This window comes from Streptomyces actuosus, from assembly GCF_016921115.1.
In the GTDB taxonomy this organism is placed as follows: Bacteria; Actinomycetota; Actinomycetes; order Streptomycetales; family Streptomycetaceae; genus Streptomyces; species Streptomyces actuosus_A.
The window spans coordinates 90008-109650 of the sequence record NZ_JAFFZS010000001.1 but is presented as its reverse complement, the minus strand read 5'-3'; the positions used below and the strand labels follow the sequence as shown (position 1 = coordinate 109650).

Sequence of the window (19643 nt, the reverse complement as noted above, 5' to 3'; positions counted from 1 at the left end):
GGGCGGGGACGGCGCCGGATGCGGCCGGGGCGGGCACCGGCGGTGGCGCCGCAGCCGGTGCGAGGGGCGCTGCGGCGCCGGGTTCCGCCGGGGTCACTGCGCGCCGGACGCCGGGGGGAGCGGCACATCGCGGGACGGCACGACCGGCTCCCCTGTTCCGTGGCGAGGCGACGGTGCTCCCCCGCGGCGGGGCGACCGCGCTGCCACCTCGGGAACGCGGCCGACGAGGCGGGGCCCGGCGATGACGGCCGACGGCCGGCCTGCGGTCAGGCGTGCGGGCGTGTGCCGTCCAGCAGGGCCTCGGCCGCCTGGAGGATCTCGGTGACCCGCAGCGCGAACGCGGCGTCACAGGGATGCGGGCGGCCGTCGAGGGCGGCGGCACGGAGCGCGTCCGCTGCCCGGGCGAAGGCCGGCAGGGGGCCGTCCGCGGCGTCCGGCAGGAGCGCCGTGCCCTGCCGGCCCCGCAGCTCGACCTCGGTGCCCGCCGACGCGGGCGGTGCCGTCAGGCTCAGGGTCAGGGTGCTCGACGCGCCGCCCTCGTGCCGCAGGACCACATGAGCCGTGTCCTCGGGCCCGGCCGCCGCCGCGGCCACCTGCCGTACGTCGCCGAGCACCGGCAGCAGCACCGACAGGGCGTGCGGGCCCACGTCCCACAGAGCGCCCTTCTCGCGGCGCCACGGCGAGTCGGCGAAGGGGCTGTCGGCGGTGAACACCGAGCCCAGCCACGTGGCGCGGGCGGTGAACCAGCCACCCCGCGCCGCCTGTTCGGCGATCCAGGCCTCCGGGCCGGGCTGGAAGCGGGTGGTGAAGAAGACGACCGAGGCGACCTGCGCCTTCCGCACGGCCTCGGCCACCGCGCGCCCCTGCTCGGCCGTGGTCGCCAGCGGCTTGTCGAGCAGCAGGTGCCGACCCGCCCGCGCGGCCCGCACGGCCAGTGCGGCCTGCACATCGGGCGGCAGCGCCACGGCCACGGCGTCCACGTCGCCGAGCAGCGCGTCCACGTCCGCGTAGGCCCGGGTGCCGTGCCGTTCGGCGAGCGCCTCGGCTGCCTTCGGGCGCCGGCCCCACACGCCCGTGAAGGCGAGAGTGTCGTGCGCCGCCAGCGCGGGGGCGTGCACGAGCTGCGCCCAGGGGCCGGTGCCGAGCAGTCCGATGCGCATGCGGTCGCCTCTCCGGAAGACCTGATCACGTCATCCGTGAGCGTGCCACACGGACCACGGTGCCGTGCACCCGCCGCAGACCGCGGTCAGGCGGCCGGCCGGTCCTGAGCGCCCCGGGCCCGCGCTCCGCGGTCCCGTACCGGGCGAAGACGCCGCCGCTCGTCGCGACCCCGCTGCTCGCGCGCGGCGGGCGGAGGGAACAGGCGATCCTCGATCCGGTCGGCGACCAGCAACAGCAGCGACACGAGAGGCAGCAGTGACACGGCGACCCAGCCCATGGTGATCTCCTTCGCCGGACGGCGGTCGAACGGGTGCACCGGAACGAGCCGCTGATGCCCTCGCGTCGAGTGAAGAAAGTGTGACGATGCGGGCGCGGGCGAGGAGGGGCCGGTCCGCGTCCCCGGCAGGGGACGCAACGGCCCGTGCCGCCGCGGGCCCGCCGGGCGGCCGGGGCGGGAGCGGCGCGCCCGGATGCCGGCGCACACCGCGCCGCGGAGCTCCCCGGCCTGGCGGGGGAGCGGCCTTGTCCCGACGACGTCGCGTGCCGGGCGCGGCGGCCGGCACGGAGGGCCCCTGGGCCGAGCGGGAGGAAAAGACCGTGCACAACCCTAGGGACCGACCGGACGGTATGTCATTCTTCGGGACAGGACGAGTCAGGTGGCGACCGCCCCACGGGCCGTACACCTCGGTGCCGGCCCCGGCACCACCGTGAGGGCGCCGCCGGAAGCCGACCTGGGGAGAGAACCGCGATGCATCGAGCCCTGGGCCCACGAGCCGTGCTCCGACCCGGCCCCGAACCCGCCCACCGGCGCGCCCCGCGCGGCCGGCCGCTGATCGACGCCGACGCCCTGCGCGTGCTGCACCGCGCGGCCCGCGTCCTGCTGGACGACCTGCCCCAGCTCACCGATCGCCTCCTGTGCCTCCTCCAGGAGCAGGAACCCGCCTACCGGGCCGCCCTGGAGAGCGACACGCCCGGCACTTGGCAGGAGGTGCACCGTTCGCTGCGGCACAGCGTCTCCTCGCTGCTCGACCCGCGGGGCGCCCGGGAAGCGGCCCGCCACTGCACCTGGAGGATCGGCGCCACGCGCGCCGAACAGGGACTGCCGCTCGACGCCCTGCTGCACGCCTTCCGGCTCGGCGGCTCCCTGGTCTGGCAGGACCTGGTCGACGAGACGTCCCGGTGCGCGCCCGAGGACGTACGCCTCCTGGTGCACGTCGCGTCCGACGTGTGGGACTTCGTCGACGAGCACTGCACCCTCGTCGCGGACGCCTACCGGCAGACCGAGCAGCGGCTGGCCTGGCGCCGCGAGAACAGGGTCCGGCTGCTGGCCGGCGCCCTGCTGGACGGCACCAGCCGCATCGCCGACCTGCCCGAGACCGCCGCCGCCCTCGGCCTGCCCGAGCACGGGCGGTACGTCGTCGTCGCGGTCGCCGGTGAGGCCGGGAGCCGTGACGCCGAGCTCGGCCCGGCGACACGGGCCCACTGGCATGCGGGCCCGGAGGTGGACCACTGCATCGTCCTGGCCCCCGACGGCGACACACCGGCCGGTGTCGAGCCCCGGAACGCGCCGGGTGTGCGGACCGGCGTCAGCAGCGCCGTCGACGGCCTGGCGGCCGTGGGCGACGCACGCCGGCTGGCCGACGTGGCACTGAGCCTGTGCCCCGGGACCGGCGGCACCGTACGGCTGACCGACCACCTCCCCGAGGCGCTCGTGGTCTCCTGCCCGGAACTGGGCACCGCCCTCGCCGACCGCGTCCTCGGCCCCTTGGCGGAGCTGGACGGGGCCGACGCCGAGGTCCTGGTGGACACCCTGGCCACCTGGCTCGCCTGCGAGGGCTCCGCCCAGCGTGCGAGCCGGCGGCTGTACTGCCACCGCAACACCGTCCTCAACCGGCTGCGCCGGTTCGAGCAGCTCACCGGCCGCCGCCTGGCCCGCCCCACCGACCTGGTGGAGGTGGGCCTGGCGCTGGCGGCCCGGCGGCTGATGCCCCGCTGATCCCGCGGTGCCCGTCGGCGAAGTCGAGGCACCTGGATACCCCGCCGGCCCGGCTCTCGTCCCGCCCGCCCCGCCTCGCGTCCCGGCAGCGGGCGGCCCGGCCTGACGCCGTCGCCGTGCCCCTGCTCACGCATCACCACCCGTCCCCACGCACCACCTGTCCCGCCTCTCCCACCGTGTCGGCCGTCACCGGACCGACCGTGCCCACCCCGTGCCCCTCGTACCTGCTCCGAAGAAGACGTCCCTGCGCATCGCGGCCGCCCGCGAAGCGACCGTTGCCCGGGGCCGCCCGCGAAGCGACCGTTGCCCGGGGCCCGTCGGGGCCGGTCGCCCCGCCGTGCCGCGTCCTGCCCGCGCCGCGACGTCCACCCGGCCGGACGTCCACCGGGCCGGGGAAGCCGTGCGGCGCCGGTCGTCCCGGCCCACCCAACCGCCACCCTCGCGGTGTTCCGGAACCCTCCGGGCCCCTCCCCGCCCGCCGCCGGCGGTCGCGCCTCTGCTCCGTACCCCGGCGCCGGCCCCGACCACCGCACTCTGGGCACCCGCACAACCCGCGCACAGCAGCTTTGGGACACCGCAGCGTCCGAGCCCCGGGACCTGTCCGGGCCGCCGGTGCCCGTGCTGTCGTGAGCTCCCCTTCCCCCGCCGGCCGTGCCGCTGACCGGCACGGTCCCAAGGAGTGGCGATGCCCGAAGCACCACCGGACGACCGCGCCGCACTGCACGTCGAGAACGTCGACGTGACCTACGGGCGCGCCCTGTCCGCGCTGCGCTCCGTGTCCCTGACGGTGCCGCCCGGCGGCGTCGTCGCCCTGCTCGGCGCGAACGGTGCCGGCAAGACGACGCTGCTGCGCGCGGTGTCGGGCACCCTGCGCCTGCATCGCGGTGCGATCACCGCCGGCAGCATCCGCTACGGCAGCACCGCACTGGACGGGCGAGACCCCGTACGCGCCGTTCGCGCCGGGGTCGTCCAGGTACCGGAGGGGCGGCGGGTGTTCGCGGCACTCACCGTCGAGGAGAACCTGCGGACCGGCGGCCTGGGCCTCGGGCGCCGCCGACCGGCCCAGGTCCAGGAGGCCCGCGACCGGGTCTTCACCCTCTTCCCCCGGCTCGCCGAACGCCCCCGGCAGGCCGCCGGCCTGCTGTCCGGCGGCGAGCAGCAGATGCTGGCCATCGGCCGCGCCCTGATGGCCGCCCCGCGCCTGCTGCTCCTCGACGAGCCCTCTCTCGGCCTCGCGCCGCTCATGGTGGACCGCATCGCCGAGGTGGTGCGGGAGATCAACACCCAGGGCACCGCCGTCCTGCTGGTCGAGCAGAACGCCGGCATGGCCCTGTCGCTGGCCGACCACGCCCACGTCCTGGAGGTCGGCGAGACACGGCTGGCCGGACCCGCCGCCGAACTCGCCCGCACGGACGCGGTGCGCCGCCTGTACCTGGGCGAGAGCGCCGACGGACAGGAGGCCGCATGAACGCCCCCGAGCTCAGGGCTGAGGACGTCACCGTCCGCTTCGCCGGCCTCACCGCCCTCGACGAGGTCTCCTTCACCGTCGCCCCCGGCTCGGCGCACGCCCTCATCGGGCCCAACGGCGCCGGCAAGTCCACCTGCTTCAACGTCCTGTCGGGTCTGTACCGCCCGGCCACCGGCAGTGTCCGGCTGGGGGAGACGGAGCTGACCCGGCTCGCACCGCACCGCATCGCCGCGCTGGGCGTCGCCCGCACGTTCCAGAACATCGTCACCACCGAGGGCACGGTCGCCGACAACCTCATGCTCGGCCGCCACGTCCTGACCCGCGCGGGCTTCACCGCGAGTGCCCTGCACCTGCCGCGCGCCCGGCGAGAACAGCGCGAGCACCTGGCCCGCGTCCGCGAGATCGCCGAGCTCACCGGCCTGGCCGCCCACTTCGACACCCCCGTGGCCCTGCTGTCCTACGGCGACCGCAAACGCGTCGAACTGGCCCGCGCCCTGTGCCTGGAGCCCCGCGTCCTGCTCCTGGACGAGCCCGTGGCCGGGATGAACGCGGCCGAACGGGCCCGCACCGCCGGCGTCATCCGCGACGTGCGGGCCGAACTCGGCCTGTCCGTCGTGCTCGTGGAGCACGACATGGGGCTGGTCATGCGCCTCGCCGACGAGGTCACCGTCCTCGACTTCGGCCGGGCCATCGCCCACGGCAGCCCGGACGACGTCCGCCGGGACCCGGAGGTGCTGCGCGCCTACCTCGGCACCGCGACGACACAGGAGGGCGCTGCATGACGTCCCTGTTCGGTGATCTCCTCGACGGCCTGGCCCTGGGTGCGGTCTACGCCCTCGTGGCCCTCGGCTTCGTCGTCGTCTTCAAGGCCTCCGGAGTGATCAACTTCGCGCAGGGGTCGCTGCTCCTGTTCGGCGGCTACCTCACCGCCGTCCTCCACGACGACCTCGGTTTCGCGGGAGCGCTCGCCGCGGCCGTCCTGGCCACCGCGCTGCTGGCCGGTGCCCTCGACCGGCTGCTGTTCGGCCGCGGCGACCCCGATCCGCGCACCGCCCACGTGCAGACCATCGTCACCATCGGTGTCGACATCCTCCTGCTCACCGACCTCTCCCGGCGCATCGGCGGCGACCTGCTCTCCCTCGGCGACCCCTGGGGCGACTCCGTCGCCCGGATCGGCTCGGTGACCGTCGCCGACAGCCGGCTCGCCGCGATCGCCGTCTCGGCGGTGGCCATCGGCGCCGTGTTCGCCCTGTTCCGGTACAGCGGCTGGGGGCTGTCGCTGCGCGCCGCGGCCGAGGACCAGGAGGCCGCCGCGCTGATGGGCGTCCGGCTGGGCCGGGTGCGCACCCTGGCCTGGTGCCTGGCGGGCGCGCTCGCCGCGCTGGCGGCCGTGTTCCTCGCCGCATTCCCCGCGCCCGGCCTGGAGCGCACCACCGGTCAGATCGCCTTCAAGGCCTTCCCCGCAGCCATCCTCGGCGGCATGACGTCCCCGCCCGGCGCGCTCGCGGGCAGCCTGCTCATCGGCCTGACCGAGGCCCTCGTCGCCGCCCACCAGGCGGAACTGCACGTCCTCGGCGAAGGGTTCGGCGACGTCGTGCCGTACGCCGTGATGGTCCTCGTCCTCCTGGTGCGGCCGACCGGGCTGTTCGGTGCGAAGGGAGCGGCCCGTGTCTGATCGCCGGATACCCTTCGACCGCCTGCGCCTGAAGCCGGCCGGAACGGTGGCCCTCGCCCTCCTGCTGTGCCTGCCGCCCTTCTACCTGGACGCCTTCTGGCTGCGCATCGGGCTGTTCTCGCTGGCCGCCGCCATCGGAGCCGTGGGTCTGTCGCTGCTCGCCGGCACCGCCGGGCAGCTCTCCCTGGGGCACGCCTTCTTCCTCGCGGTCGGCGCCTACGGGTACACGGCACTCGCGGGCGAGCCCGGCCCCGGCCTGCCGCCCGCGCTCGCCGTGGTGCTCGCGGTGCTGCTCGCCGGTGCGGCGGGCGGCCTGTTCAGTCCCGTCGCGGCCCGCGTCCGCGGCATCTACCTCGGCGTCGCCACCCTCGCCCTGGTCTTCCTCGGACACCACCTGCTGCTCACCGCGGACTCCGTCACCGGCGGATTCAACGGCCGCTCCGTGCCCCCGCTCACCCTCGGCGGCTTCGCCTTCGCCGAGGACGGCCGTGAACTCGTCGTCCTCGGTGTCCCGTTCGGCGCCGAGGAGCGGCTGTGGTACCTGGGCCTGGCCCTGTTCGGGATCACCTGCTTCACCGCCCGCGGTCTGCTGCGCTCCCGGCCCGGCCGGGCCCTGGCCGCCCTGCGCGACAGCGAGACCGCGGCGGCCGTGATGGGCGTCGACGTCGCCCGCCACCGGTCGGCGGCCTTCGTCGTGTCGTCGATGTACGCGGGCCTGGCCGGAGTGCTGCTCGCGCTCGCGTTCCGCCGGGTGGTCCCCGACTACTTCTCCCTGGCCCTCTCCGTCGACTACCTCGCCATGATCGTGATCGGCGGCCTCGGCTCGGTCGCCGGAGCCACCGCGGGCGCCGTCTTCGTCACCGCGCTGCCGCTGCTGATGACCCGTTACGCCGACCAACTGCCTCTCGTGGCCACCCCGGGGAGCGGCGACGGCGCGGTCGGGCCGACCGAGGCGGCCCGCTACCTCTACGGCGCCGCCATCGTGTTGATCCTCCTGTACGCGCCGGACGGCCTGCACGGCCTGGCCCGCCGCGTCCGCGGCCGCCTGCCCGGCCGCCACAGCCCCGGCAGCCCGTCCCGCGAGCCGGCCGGCCCGCCCCCGTCACCCTCCTCTCCCGCCGCACGACCCAAGGAGCACACCCCGTGAACACCTTCCACTCCAGGCACCGCGCGGCCGCGGCCGCGCTCGCCGGGGCCCTCGTCCTGCTGACGGCGGTCACCGGATGCAGCTCCAAGGCCGACGGCGAGAAGACTGCGGGCGGCGCCGACGGCGTCCGCACCGGGCCGGGCGTCGACGCGACGACGATCCGGCTCGGCGCCCTCACCGACCTGACCGGGCCGTACGCCACCCTCGGCAAATCCATCGTGCAGGCCCAGCAGATGTGGGCCGACGAGACCAACGCCGACGGAGGCATCTGCAACCGCAAGATCGAGATCGTCGTCAAGGACCACGGCTACGACGTGCAGAAGGCGGTCACCGCCTACGCCGACATCGCCCCCGACGTCGTCGCACTGCCGGAGGTCATCGGCTCCCCGGTCGTCGCCGCCCTCCTCGACGACATCCGGCGCGACCACATGCTGACCTTCCCGCAGGCCTGGGCGGCCTCCCTGCTCGGCAAGGAATCGGTGCAGGTCCTGGGCACCACCTACGACCTCGACATGATCGCCGCCGTCGACTTCCTCACCAGGACCAAGGGCCTGAAGAAGGGCGACAGCATCGGCCACGTCTACTTCGAGGGCGACTACGGCGCCAACGCCCTCCAGGGCTCGACCTGGGCCGCGCAGAAGGCCGGCATGAAGATCGTCCCGCAGAAGATCAAGGCGACCGACACCGACCTGTCCGCCCAGGTCTCCGCCCTGCGCAAGGCGGGGGTGAAGGCCGTCCTGATCAGTGCCGGACCGGCGCAGACCGCCTCCCTGGTCGGCGTCGCCGCCTCCCGCGGCCTGCGCGTGCCCGTCGTCAGCAGCGCCCCCGGCTTCGCCCCCCAGCTGATGAAGACGCCCGCGGCACCCGCCCTCGCCGCCATGCTGAACATCGTCAGTGCCGCGCCGGCCGTCAGCTCCGACCTGCCCGGCGTGCGGGCCATGGTCGCGGCCTACGAGAAGAAGTACCCCGGCTCCCTGGTCGACGCCGGTGTGCTCTCCGGCTACAACGCCGCCGAACTCATGGGAGCCGACCTGAAGAAGGCCTGCGAATCCGGAAGCCTCGCCCGCCAGGACGTCGTCAAGGCCCACCGCGCGCAGAAGAACGCCGACACCGGACTGGGCACCCCGCTGGACTTCTCCGACGTCAACCGCCCCGCCGGCATGAAGACCTACGTGCTGCGGCCCGACGCCGACGCGGCCGGCGGTGTCGTCGGCGTGGAGGACGCGCACGCGGTGCCCGACGCGGAGGCCTACCTGAGCGCGAAGAACTGAGCCGCGGCCGGACGGCCGCCCGCCCCGACGGCCGTCCGGCCCAGGACACCGGCACCCGCCGGACGTCGTCCGAGGGCGAGCAACTGCCCACCGCGGACGGAAGTCCCCGGATCGGTCGAGCGCAAGCTTCCGACGATGTACTCTCTGTCACACCGGACGAGTCGGGTCGGCGCCGAGCTGGGGGAGCGATGCACACCGAGAAGCAGCTGTCCACGAAGATCGACGCAAGTGTGCCGACAGCCGCGCGCATGTACGACCACTACCTGGGCGGCAAGGACAACTACGCGGCCGACCGCGCGGCATGCGAGGAACTCGACAAGGTCGTCCCCAGTACACGCGCTCTCGCCCTGAACAACCGGCGCTTCCTGCAGCGCGTGGTGCGCACCCTCGCCGCCGAGCACGGCATCCGCCAGTTCCTGGACCACGGTTCAGGCCTGCCGACCCAGGACAACGTGCACCAGGTCGCCCAGCGCGTCGATCCCGGCAGCCGCGTCGTCTACGTCGACAACGACCCCATGGTCCTGGTCCATGGCCGCGCCCTGCTGGAACAGGACGAGCGCACCACCGTCGTCCACGCCGACCTGCGGGAGACCGACGCCATCTTCGGCCACCCCGACACCCGGCGCCTGGTCGACTTCTCGCAACCGGTGGCCGTGCTGTTCAACTCCGTCTTCCACTGCATTCCGGACAGTGAGACCGACGGCCCGCCCGCCGTGGTCCGCCGGGTCGCCGAACGGCTGGCGCCGGGAAGCTTCATGGTGATGTGTCAGCTCGTCAGCGAGGACGCCGAGGTCCGGCGCTTCGTCACCGACTTCATGGACCAGGCGACCCAGGGCCACTGGGGCCGCGTCCGCGAGGAGAAGGACGTCGCCGCCTTGTTCGAGGGGATGGAGATCCTCGAACCCGGCCTGGTCGAGGTCTCCACCTGGCGGCCCGACAGCGAGGTGGCCCCCCGTCAGCTCACGCAGGAGTGGATCGAGTTCGGCGGTGTCGGACGACTGCGTTAGGGGGCCTGCTGGAGGAGTGCCGGCCATCGCGGAGGAGTCCTCCGGCGTGGTGCTCATGGCGCCGGGTAGCGGTGCTCCATCGTCTCCCGCAGCAGGCTCAGCGACGCACGCGGCTGGAGCGCCTCGTCGGCCAGCCGGTCCAGGGCGAGCCGGTACTCCTCCGTCTCGTCCCGGTCCTCCAGGAAGTTGGCGCTGCGGATGTGCTCCAGATAGACCACGTCCGGAAGATCCAGGCCACCGAAGCGCAGATAGGTGACGGGAATCGCGGGCGCCGAGGCGTTCGTGACGTCCAACGGCACCACCTGCACGGTGACATGGGGGCGTTGTGCCATGGCGATCAGATGAGCGAGCTGTTCCCGCATGACGTCCTTGCCGCCCAGCACCCGCAGCAGTACCGACTCGTCCACCACCGCCCACAGTCGCGGGGCGTCCGCACGGTGCAGCAGCTCGGTGCGGCGCGTGCGCAGTTCCACCCGCCGCTGCACCTCACCGGCGGACGCGTTCGGCAATCCCCGCTCCACCACGGCCCGGGCGTAGGCCGGGGTCTGCAGCAGGCCGGGAACGTACTGGATCTCGAACGTGCGGATGGTGGCCGCCGCCTCCTGAAGGCCCACCAGCCGGTCGAACCACTCCGGCATGAGGCGCTTGTCGTACCGCTGCCACCACCCCGGTTCACCGGCCCGCTGCAGCAACTTCAGCAGTACCGAGGCCTCGTAGGCGTCGGTGCGGTACAGGTCCAGGAGCGCGCGGACGTCACCCTCGGTCGGTGGGCGGCGGCCCTTGCCCGACTCGATGCGGGAGAGTTTGGCCCCGCTGAAACCCGCCGCACGGGCGGCCTGGTCCTGGGAGAGGCCCGCGTCCTCCCGGAAACCGGCCAACTGCACACCGACCAGCATTTTCAGCAGAGTGGGAGCGGGCTCGGGCCGGTCCAGATAGGATTCGAGCCGGGAGATGCGATGCGACTCGGCGGACATCCTGACTCCCCGTGTGCCGGCAGACGTGAGGGTCAGGGTACCGCACCCCGTCGGCTCCCACGCCCCGTTCCCGGGCAGAAGCGCCGTGGTCGGGGAGCCCGGCCCGCGATTCCTGGCCCGTCTCACACCAGGTGGTCGAACTCGCCGTCCCGCGCACCGGCCAGGAACGCCGCCACCTCGGCCGGGGTGTAGACGAGCGCGGGCCCGTCCGGATCACGGGAGTTGCGCACGGCGATGCCGCCCTCGGGCAGCGTGGCGATCTCCACGCAGTTGCCCTCGGCGTTGCTGTGCCTGCTCTTGGTCCAGCGGACCTCGAGCGAACTGGCCCGCACTCCGTTCCGAACAGATGACACCGCAGCCTCCTCGCCGTTTGCGCAATTTCTCGTGCAATTGCACGCTAGCACCATCGGCATGGATAATAGCCGCGGCGTCAACACTGCCGTGGGCGCCCGGACCTGACGTCGTCTCAGGGAGAAACCGTGTCCTCACCAGCTCAGCGGGCGTCATGCTCGTCCAGCGGGATCGGCGCGCACACGCATCGCCACGCGCCTGCCGAGGGGCCGACCCCCCGGGCCGCGGCCCTCGCCGCGCTCGACGAGGTCCCATGGGGTGAGATCAAGGACTCCACCGGTTCGGCAGCTGCCATCCCCGTCCTGCTGGACAGCGTCGCCCGGGGCGATGCGGAGACCGCCCGGGCAGCCCTCGACGAACTGCGCTCCCGAATCTGCCAGTACGGTTTCGTCGTCGAGCAGGCCACCGCGGCCACCGTCCCCTTCCTCTGGGAACTGGCGCAACTCCCGCACGTCACGTGCCGCGCCCACATCATCCAGTTGCTGAAGAACATCGCGGACGCACGGCAGTGGGAGCGGACCGCCGCGGTCTACCCCAAACTGCTCAACCGCCGTGAGAACCACGTCACCTGGGAACGCGACGCCCGCCGGGCCGTCCACGCCCGCCGCGGTGCGCTCCACCGGCTGCTGGCAGACGACGACACCGAGATCGCCCGCGCCACCACGGAACTCGCGCGCGCCCTGGGCGAGTAGACCCCGCGTCGGCCCGCCCGCGCGGCCGACGCGGTCAGGCGGCGCTGCTGGACTGCTCCCGGCAGGCCATGTCGTGGTCGGTGCCCAGGCTGGTCCACCAGCGTTCGCAGCAGGCGGACCCGAGTTCGGCGCGGACCGCCGCCTCCGTGCCGCAGGCCCGCGTCCGGGTGGCGGGCGACCCGCTCCCCCTGCGGCCGACGGCCCGGCGCAGATCGCACAGCACGCTCTCGCGCACCACGGCGATGACCGGCACCACGCAGCCCGCCCCGAACAGGCAGCCGGCCCAGGCGAGGCCGTGGCGGAACTGCAGGTCGGCGGTCCAGGCGAGGCCGGCGCTGGTGGTGACGTAGAGCGTGCTCAGCATGCGGCTGGACCAGGTCATGGGCGGGCACCGTTCGTAGCCGGGGACACGTGCCCTGCCCAACGCGTGAGGGCACCGGGGGAAGCGGTCCACGACCCGCTGACGACGGTTCGGGTGAATCGCGGTGGCGTGTCCGAATTCCGGGCGGCAGCGGGGTGTTGTGTGCACAGGCCCCGGCTTTGTGCGGAAATTCCTGTAAAGCTGTGTGAAAAGCGCGCATAGTCCTGCCCGGGGCGGGCATACGGAGCAAAAAATGCAGAGAGGGGAACTCCGTTGCTCATGCCGGACCCGAAGACCGTCAGGATCCTGCTGACGCGGTACGCCACACTGAAGATCGCTCAGGCGGAGAGGGAGAGGGCGACGGCCGCCCGGGAACTGGAGGACGTGAGCTACACCCTGTGCGTCCTGATGGGCACGACGAGCCTGCAGGACGCGATCGCCAAGGCGGACGCCCTGCTCGAAGCGGGGCGTGGCAGCAGCGACACGGCCGGCGGCGCCACCGGCGGTACGGTCGTCGGGAAGGAGGGCGAGAGCGGTCTGTCACTGGCCGTTTGAGTCTCGTGCTCTCTCGGGAGCGCGGGCACAGTTCCCTCCGACGGCGCAAGCACTCCGACGGATTGCGTGTCCAGGGGTGCCAAGGCGCCTAGACTCGGCAGCCGTGCCCAAGGCACATGGACGTATGAGATGAAAGGCGCGTTGCCGGGTGTTCCACGATTCCCCCATCTATGACCGACTGATCGAGGAGTGCGGCGACGTGCCCGCCGAGGTGCGCCGGGAGGCCGAGCGCGTCAACAGGGAGCTGGAACTCGTCCTGCGCCCCCTGGAGTCGCCCGGTTTCCCGGAATCCTCCGGCGGCCGTACTCCGCAGGCGGGAACCGGGTGGCAGCGCACGGCGCTGCTGCCCGGCCCGCGATCCCAATGACCCGGCAGGGCGGGCGGGAGCGGATACGGCCTCAGGGAAGCCTGGTCCCGGTGCGGTTGACCGGCTGCGGCAACTCGTCCGACGTGGGCCTGCTCAGCCACTCGGCGATCGCCCGGGCGATCGGCTGGCCGGTGTCCACCTCCACGAAGCCGAACTGACCCGACTGGTTGCACTCCAGGAACCACCAGGTCCCGTCGGCGTCCTCGGCGAAGTCGAAAGCGCCGTACGCCAGTTCCGCCTCGGTCAGGTAGGCGCGAACGGCGTCGGCGATGCGCGGCGGGACCTCTGCGGGTTGCCACGGGCCGGAGGACGGTGCGAAGCGGACGTCGACCTGGTCGGGGTCGGCGTCCGGGGCGGTGGGCTTGCGCGCCGCGAGCAGGGCGCTGCCCACGGCTGTGAGGCGTACGTCCGCCCGCTTGGCGATCCGGCGCTGGAGCAGCGTCGGCCCGTAGGCGACGGCGGCGAAGTCGGCATCGGGGGCGACCCGGCTGGTCGGCACCGCCTGCGGAGGGTCCTGTGGGTGCACTCCGGAGACCGGCTTGACGACCAGGTCCGGGTAGCGCTCCGCGAACTCGCGGGCGGCTTGGGGAAACGTGGTGATCAGTGTGGCCGGCACGGGTAGCCCGCTGCGTTGGGCGAGCCGCAGTTGCCACGGCTTGTGCCGGGCGCGGCGGGCCGCGTCCGGGTGGTTCATCCAGCGCACCTGCGCGCCGCGGAGCATGCCGTAGAGCGCCTGCTCGGACTCCTCGGTCAGCCAGGGGGAGGGGGCGGCCGCCCGGGTCGCGGCGGCCCCGGGTCTGCGCATCCACACGGACCGCAGGCCGTCGAGACTCACCAGGCGCCCCGCGGACGACAGGTGCCCGCGGAAGGCGCCGTGGACGTACTCGCCGGAGAGGGCGACGCCGCTCGTCAGATCGGCGGGATCGAGCCGGACCACCGGGGCGCCCAGGGCGTGCAGGTGGACCACCACCATGTCCGCCGTGACGTCCTCTTCAGAGGTCAGGATCAACACGGTCATCGTCGTAGGTTCCGTGTTCAGTCGTCGAAGTGGGTCTTCGAGCCCGCGGTCGAGGTGGTGGTCCCCAACTCTCTGAGCAGGGCATGGTCGCGCGCCGCTATCCCACCGTCCAGGAGCACGTTCAGCTGCAGTCCGGAGTCGTATGTGTAGGGCGTGGCGAACTCCAACTCCGCTGCGGGGCGTGCGTAGTTGAGCGCGAACGGTTGCATCGTCTCTCCCTCTTCGGTACTGCCTCGAACAAGTGGAGCCGCTGTACGGCACCACCTGGCCCAGCGCATTCCTGCGACCTCCAGTCACTTATACGAATCGAACGGGTGATTGGTTTCCTTACTCTCCGTAGTCATCGCGGAGTCGGGCCTCGGCGCCCGCCGCGCACAGCGCGGAGGAAGGGCGTGAGACACGGGAGTTACGGGGTACGGGTCAGCAGGTGGCCCGGGGTCGGACGGGTGTGCGGGGCGCGGACCGCGGGAGCGGCCTGCGGCCCGCTCTGAGAAGGTCCAGCCGGGTGCTGCCGACCGGGACACGGGCGGCTGCTGCCGGGACCGCGGGCACGGCGACGAGCGTGGTGGTCGAAGCCACGGATCCTCCCCTGCGCGGTGCGCCGCGCCGCGTCTGCTGTTCCCCCGCTTCTGTTGGACGAATTCCCGTTTTCCACCCGGTCCTCACACGCGTGCGCCGCCCGAGTGGCGATCAGGGCGCCCGGACCCCGGTCACGGGCAGCGTCACGTCGCGTGTCGCAGCTCGGGGCGCAAGGCCGACCGCACCCCTCACAGAGAGCCAAGCCTGATCATCCGCTCTTCAGGGCCCGGTCCGGACCGACCCGTCGTCAACGGCTCCGACGTCACCGTCCACCCCGCTCCACCGTCCACCGGCGCCGTGCACCCGGTCACGCTCGACGACGAACCGGACCCGGAACCGGACGCGCCCCACCTCGCCCGACCGCAGGACGCCCGACCCCGCGGCACCGCACTGGGCACGACCGGCCACGTGCCGGACCCCACGGGCCCGGCGCGTGGCCGGCCCCGCCCGCTTCTCGAACACCGGGCCGCGGCCGACGGGCGGTTCGCAGGGCCGGAGCCGGGCCGCAGACGAACCGGGTTCTGGTCGCCGGTCGGAGGCCGGCGGTGAGGGTGTGAGGTTCGCCACTCGACCCGCAGTGTCCCGTCGGACGGGGCCGCCCCATGCGGGATGTGCCCACGCGTCGTGCCGTGGCCGCCCTTTCCGTACGAACGGTTCCGCGGTCCGATCCGTGTGTCCGGGCGGCGCGGCCGACAGGCACCGCGGCAGGCTGCCTCCGGTACCGGCGGAGCACGGCCTGCTCCGCCGAAACGGGCGGCGGGCGCCGGTCCGCCTCCAGGTCGTCGTCCCGACTCCGCCGCGGGGAGGGACCCCCTCCGCCCTCCGCGATGCGGCGGGCGGAGGGGGCACCGAACGCCTGACGGCCCGTCCGCGGATCCGGCTCCCGCCTCCTGGCTCGGGGCCGCCTGCGCCACCTACAGGGCCGTGCGGCCCTCGGGGGCGTCCGCCTCGCTGCCGTCGGCCCGTTGCGGTCCGGCGGGCGGGCGCAGGGCCTTGGCGGTGCCCTTGATCCGTTCCAGGGTGCGTGTCAGCTGAGGAAAGGAGGGGCTGCCGGTCCGCGCGGCGGGCAGCCGGGGCGTCCCGCCCCCCGGGGACTCGCGGAAGGCGGCCAGCGCCTCGTGGGCCCGCTCGGCGGCCTCCCGATACAGGTCACGGGAGCGGGTCATCGCCTCCAGTGCCTCCGCGTACATCGCCACGAGCCTGCGCTGGCGCTCCAGTTCCTCCTCCACGGTGAACAGGTGCCAGTGCTCCTGCAGCGCGGTCAGGGCCTCGTCGGCGCCGTCCGGCAACGGGCGCGACTGGGCGGCGAGACGTGTCACCGTGCGGATGAGCTCGACGGGTTCGGAGCCGTCGAGGAAGACGGTGCGCACCGAGAGGTCGCCGGCGTCCGTGTCGGCCGGTGGCGCGGCGCCGGGCAGCACGAGCGCGCCGCCGCGCGGCACCTCGACGCCGAACTCGCGCAGGGCCCAGTTGACCGCTCGCAGTTGGTGCGGTGCGGCACGGTGCTCGACGACCCGGTGGCGGAGCCCGGGTGGCAGGTACGGCGTCAGCGGCGCGCGCCCGCGCTCATCGGGGGTCATGGCCTCGTGGACGACGACGTGGACGTCCCAGCCGTCGCGCGCCGCGTCCCTGAGGACACGGCGCATCGCCTTGTCGTCCTCGGGCAGCGGGTTGGGCCGGAGATGGCCCAGGCCGGCGGGGGACTCGTGGGCCCACGTCCCGTCCGGCTCGTGCGGCCAGAACATCTCGGGCGGCGCCGGCCAGTACAGGTCCCAGGGCTGCTCGGCCCGCGCGACCAGCATCCACTCCTGGCCCCGGTCCGCCCCTTCCGCGACCGTGAGCCCGGCCCGTACGGTGACGGCGTCCGCGACCTGCCAGCGCGCCTCGAACATCCGGCGGCCCGGCGGGCACTCGTCCTCGGGCAGCTCCAGGAAGTCCTGCAGGGTCCCCGTGTCCTGGAGCGTCCGGAGACGGGCGCGGACGACACCTGCCGCCGCGTACCCGAGGTGACGGCCACGGGCCGTCCAGACGGTGCGGACAGGGTCGGTGCGGTCGTCGGGGGAGCTGGGCATGGGTCCATTCGCGAAGGAAGGGGCGGACGGGGTACGGCTGCCAGTATCGCCGCCTCCGGCCACCGGCGATCAAGCGGGGGCAGGGGTGGGTCGGCGGCGCCCGGAGCGTCCCGGCGGCGCGGCCTCGCAGGCGCGCGCCCCCGTGCGCCGGAGGCGGCCCGGGCCCGGGACAGCGCCGGTCACCGCCGCCTCCCCGCCGCCGGCGTCCCGGCAGGGACCGGACGTGCTGCGGGAGCCGGGACGAGCGTCGGCGCCGCCGCCGCCGTGCCGCCCGGGAGCCGCGCGGCACCGGCCCGCGGGGACCCGGACGCCGCGTGCGTCGGACCCCGTCCCGGCCCGGTCCTCGACCCGCCGAGGGCCGAGCGCGGTCCGCGGCCGGCGGTACGGGGCGCGGACGCGGTCCGCGGTGAGGCGGGTGACCGGGGTTGCGGTCGGAGGGCCACGCCGTACGTTCCCGCCCGGGGCGGTGCAGGGCTTGCGGATCCACCGCCCGAGCGGACGGGCGGGACGCCCGGGGAACGCACGGGAGGCGTGCGGCGCACTCGGGGTGTGCGGCGTTCACCACGGCCGGTCCGGTTCACGCGTGGTTCCGCACGGGCCGTCGCCCGACAATCGTCCGGGCGGACAGGGCCGGCCCGCCATCCGCATCGGGGCGGGTCCTGTCCGTTTCGGGTGCCGTCTCAGGGGCTGCTGCGCCGCCCGCGGCCCCGTCGGCGCCGGTGGGACGCCTGCGGCGGGCCGTCCGCGCCCGAGGGCGCGCTGAAGCCGCCCGGTACGAGTAGCGCGGGACCGGCCACGGACCCGGACGGTACGGCGGCCGGGCGCGGACCGGGCTGGTCCGGCACCCGGGTCCGCTCGGCCGGCGCGGCGCGCCCGACGACCCGGGCGTGACTGATCAGCGGGGCGCACGAGGTGCACACCTCGCACAGGGTCCAGACCTGGCCCACCGCGGGGTCGTGGCGCAGGAGGAGGACGACCGGGCCCGCGCAGCCGACGCGCGTGCCCTCGTGGGCGGCGCATCGCTGCTGCCTGCACCAGCAGGAGGCGTCCGCCCGCACCGCCGCGGCCTTGGCGTGGGCGGCGGCGTGCGCCACGGCGAACCGGCGCAGCGCTGCGATGTCGCGGGAACGTGCCGGCATGGCGCACGCCGAGGAGCAGGTGACGGAGGCGGTGCGGTCGCGGTGACCGACCATCCGGATCGTCCACGAGCGGCCGGGCCTGCGGGCCGACGGTGCATGAGGGTACGTGAGAGCCAACAGCGACACGTCCTTCGGGGGAGGCGGAGAGCGAGAGCAGGGGCAGCCACGAAGGAGGCCCTCCGTCGAGCGGGAGTGACCCCGTTCACAGCATGCCCGTGGCCTGCCGAAGCATTCCGGTTGCCCGCTCCTTCACCACTTCCGGCTTCGCCCGAGCGGAGGTGTGCCGCCGCCCGGGAGGAGTTCCCGGGCGGCGGCGGTGGCCCTCAGCAGGTCGGTCCCTGTCCCCTGCGGCTTCCCCGCCCCGAAGGGGGCGGGGAACTGCGCGACCAGCCACGCCGGCGCCGCGCTCGGCCGACGTCTGCCGCGGCACTTCCGGTTGAGCGCTCAGGCACCGCTCTCCCGCAGCATGTCCTCGCGCTCGACGATCTTCACCCGTTCGCGTCCCTGCGGCTCGCCCAGGGCGCGCTCGGCGGTATCCAGCCGGTACCAGCCCTCCCAGGTGGTGAAGCGGACGTTCCGCTCGGCGAGGAAGGCGTCGACGGCCGCCGGCTCGGGCGCCACGGGGGTGTGCAGGCGGCCGCTCGCGTGGTCGTCGAGGAGGTTGGCCACCGTCTCGTTGGCGTCGCCCTTGGTGTGGCCGATCAGGCCGACCGGGCCCCGGCGGATCCAGCCGGTGACGTAGACCGACTGCAGGTGCGCGCCGCTGTCCTCGATGACCCGGCCGCCCTCGTCCGGAACCGTGCCGGACTCCATGTCCCACGGCAGCTTGGGGAGCCGGTCGGAGAGGTAGCCGACGGCGCGGTAGACCGCGGTGACGTCCCAGTCCGTGAACCGCCCGGTGCCCTTCACGTTCCCGGTGCCGTCCAGTTCCGTGCGCTCGGTGCGCAGCCCGACGACCCTGCCGTCCTCGCCGAGGATCTCGGTCGGCGACTCGAAGAAATGCAGGAACAGCTTGTGGGGGCGGTCCCCGGTGTCGCGGATCGCCCAGTTCTCCAGCGTCTTGGCGACCATGTCGGCCTGCTTGTTGCCGCGCCGGGTCGCGATCGAGCCGTCGTCGTAGTCGATGTCCTCGGGGTCGACGACGACCTCGATGCTGGGGGAGTGGTCCAGCTCGCGCAGCTCCATCGGGCTGAACTTCGCCTGTGCGGGGCCGCGGCGGCCGAAGACGTGGATCTCCTTGGCCCTGTTGGCCCGGAGGCCGTCGTGGACGTTCGGCGGGATCTCCGTGGGCAGCAGCTCGTCCGCCGTCTTGGCGAGGATGCGGGCCACGTCGAGGGCGACGTTGCCGACGCCCAGCACAGCGACCTTCTCCGCCTCCAGGGGCCAGGTGCGGGGCACGTCGGGGTGGCCGTCGTACCAGGAGACGAAGTCGGCGGCGCCGTAGGAGCCGTCGAGGTCGATCCCGGGGACGGGCAGGGCCCGGTCGGCTGTCGCGCCGGTGGAGAAGACCACCGCGTCGTAGAACGCGCGCAGGTCGTCCAGGCTGATGTCGGTCGGGTACTCGACGTTGCCGAACAGGCGGATCTGCGGCTTGTCGAGGACCTGGTGGAGGGCGGTGACGATGCCCTTGATGCGGGGGTGGTCGGGGGCGACGCCGTACCGGATCAGCCCGAAGGGCGCCGGCATGCGCTCGAAGAGGTCGACGGAGACACCGGGGTCGGCGGCCACGGGGGACTTGAGCAGCGCGTCGGCGGCATAGATCCCGGCGGGGCCGGCTCCGACAATGGCTACCCGCAGGGGGCGGGGCATG

At 74.0% G+C, this 19643-nt stretch carries 20 protein-coding genes; 10 read left to right on the top strand and 10 right to left on the bottom strand.

Translation table 11 applies throughout. The features are described from left to right. Positions 1-266: 266 nt before the first annotated feature. Positions 267-1160 (bottom strand): Gfo/Idh/MocA family protein, encoded by an 894-nt coding sequence (locus JS756_RS00485; protein WP_205380848.1) that lies wholly within the window; start codon positions 1158-1160, stop codon positions 267-269. A gap of 86 nt (positions 1161-1246) precedes the next feature. Continuing rightward, on the bottom strand, positions 1247-1438 hold the full coding sequence (locus JS756_RS00480) for a hypothetical protein (RefSeq protein ID WP_205380847.1): 192 nt from the start codon (positions 1436-1438) through the stop codon (positions 1247-1249). A 471-nt stretch (positions 1439-1909) separates the two neighbouring features. Here JS756_RS00480 and JS756_RS00475 point away from each other — a divergent pair, with 471 nt between their 5' ends. The 7 genes from JS756_RS00475 to JS756_RS00445 all read left to right on the top strand — a co-directional run bounded on the left by JS756_RS00475 (position 1910) and on the right by JS756_RS00445 (position 9725). Further along, positions 1910-3157, top strand: coding sequence for a PucR family transcriptional regulator (locus JS756_RS00475; protein WP_205380846.1), 1248 nt, complete (start codon positions 1910-1912; stop codon positions 3155-3157). Positions 3158-3842: 685 nt separating this feature from the next. Beyond that, complete coding sequence (locus JS756_RS00470) at positions 3843-4625, top strand: ABC transporter ATP-binding protein (RefSeq protein WP_205380845.1); 783 nt, start codon at positions 3843-3845, stop codon at positions 4623-4625. Further along, positions 4622-5407: an ABC transporter ATP-binding protein gene (locus JS756_RS00465; RefSeq protein WP_205380844.1), complete on the top strand. Its 786-nt coding sequence runs from the start codon at positions 4622-4624 to the stop codon at positions 5405-5407. Before JS756_RS00470 ends, JS756_RS00465 begins: the two co-directional genes overlap by 4 nt. Further along, the gene (locus tag JS756_RS00460; RefSeq protein WP_205380843.1) at positions 5404-6300 is read left to right on the top strand and encodes a branched-chain amino acid ABC transporter permease; all 897 of its coding nucleotides are present in this window, start codon (positions 5404-5406) and stop codon (positions 6298-6300) included. Before JS756_RS00465 ends, JS756_RS00460 begins: the two co-directional genes overlap by 4 nt. A 7-nt stretch (positions 6301-6307) precedes the next feature. Beyond that, positions 6308-7447: a branched-chain amino acid ABC transporter permease gene (locus tag JS756_RS00455; protein ID WP_205381269.1), complete on the top strand. Its 1140-nt coding sequence runs from the start codon at positions 6308-6310 to the stop codon at positions 7445-7447. Further along, the gene (locus JS756_RS00450; RefSeq protein WP_205380842.1) at positions 7444-8718 is read left to right on the top strand and encodes an ABC transporter substrate-binding protein; all 1275 of its coding nucleotides are present in this window, start codon (positions 7444-7446) and stop codon (positions 8716-8718) included. The genes JS756_RS00455 and JS756_RS00450 overlap by 4 nt, the downstream gene beginning before the upstream one ends. A 188-nt stretch (positions 8719-8906) precedes the next feature. Next, positions 8907-9725, top strand: a complete 819-nt coding sequence (locus tag JS756_RS00445; RefSeq protein ID WP_205380841.1) for an SAM-dependent methyltransferase — start codon at positions 8907-8909, stop codon at positions 9723-9725. Positions 9726-9778: 53 nt separating this feature from the next. Here the strand turns inward: JS756_RS00445 and JS756_RS00440 are convergent, their stop codons facing one another. Further along, positions 9779-10699 carry a helix-turn-helix domain-containing protein gene (locus JS756_RS00440; protein ID WP_205380840.1) on the bottom strand — a complete coding sequence of 307 codons (921 nt, stop codon included), beginning with the start codon at positions 10697-10699 and terminating at the stop codon, positions 9779-9781. A 122-nt stretch (positions 10700-10821) separates the two neighbouring features. Further along, positions 10822-11052 (bottom strand): DUF397 domain-containing protein, encoded by a 231-nt coding sequence (locus JS756_RS00435; RefSeq protein WP_205380839.1) that lies wholly within the window; start codon positions 11050-11052, stop codon positions 10822-10824. A 168-nt stretch (positions 11053-11220) separates the two neighbouring features. Here JS756_RS00435 and JS756_RS00430 point away from each other — a divergent pair, with 168 nt between their 5' ends. Next, positions 11221-11742 (top strand): hypothetical protein, encoded by a 522-nt coding sequence (locus tag JS756_RS00430; protein ID WP_205381268.1) that lies wholly within the window; start codon positions 11221-11223, stop codon positions 11740-11742. 34 nt (positions 11743-11776) lie between these two features. On the opposite strand, the gene JS756_RS00425 is transcribed toward JS756_RS00430, so the two are convergent. Further along, entirely contained in the window at positions 11777-12124 is a 348-nt protein-coding gene (locus JS756_RS00425) for a hypothetical protein (protein ID WP_205380838.1), read from the bottom strand. Between the two features lie 252 nt (positions 12125-12376). On the opposite strand from JS756_RS00425, the gene JS756_RS00420 reads away from it, so the two are divergent. Further along, entirely contained in the window at positions 12377-12658 is a 282-nt protein-coding gene (locus JS756_RS00420; protein WP_205380837.1) for a DUF5133 domain-containing protein, read from the top strand. Between the two features lie 148 nt (positions 12659-12806). Further along, positions 12807-13025 carry a hypothetical protein gene (locus JS756_RS00415; protein ID WP_205380836.1) on the top strand — a complete coding sequence of 73 codons (219 nt, stop codon included), beginning with the start codon at positions 12807-12809 and terminating at the stop codon, positions 13023-13025. Positions 13026-13056: 31 nt separating this feature from the next. Here the strand turns inward: JS756_RS00415 and tgmB are convergent, their stop codons facing one another. The 5 genes from tgmB to JS756_RS00390 all read right to left on the bottom strand — a co-directional run bounded on the left by tgmB (position 13057) and on the right by JS756_RS00390 (position 19642). Continuing rightward, complete coding sequence (gene tgmB / locus JS756_RS00410) at positions 13057-14043, bottom strand: ATP-grasp ribosomal peptide maturase (RefSeq protein WP_205380835.1); 987 nt, start codon at positions 14041-14043, stop codon at positions 13057-13059. A gap of 17 nt (positions 14044-14060) precedes the next feature. Beyond that, the gene (gene tgmA / locus JS756_RS00405; protein ID WP_110634798.1) at positions 14061-14252 is read right to left on the bottom strand and encodes a putative ATP-grasp-modified RiPP; all 192 of its coding nucleotides are present in this window, start codon (positions 14250-14252) and stop codon (positions 14061-14063) included. Positions 14253-15536: 1284 nt separating this feature from the next. Further along, a complete protein-coding gene (locus tag JS756_RS00400) occupies positions 15537-16694 on the bottom strand; it encodes a hypothetical protein (protein ID WP_205380834.1) in 1158 nt (385 codons plus the stop codon). Positions 16695-17374: 680 nt separating this feature from the next. Beyond that, a complete protein-coding gene (locus JS756_RS00395; protein WP_240203078.1) occupies positions 17375-17950 on the bottom strand; it encodes a hypothetical protein in 576 nt (191 codons plus the stop codon). A 327-nt stretch (positions 17951-18277) separates the two neighbouring features. Next, positions 18278-19642, bottom strand: a complete 1365-nt coding sequence (locus JS756_RS00390; protein WP_205380833.1) for an FAD-dependent oxidoreductase — start codon at positions 19640-19642, stop codon at positions 18278-18280. Between the last annotated feature and the right edge of the window lies 1 nt (position 19643).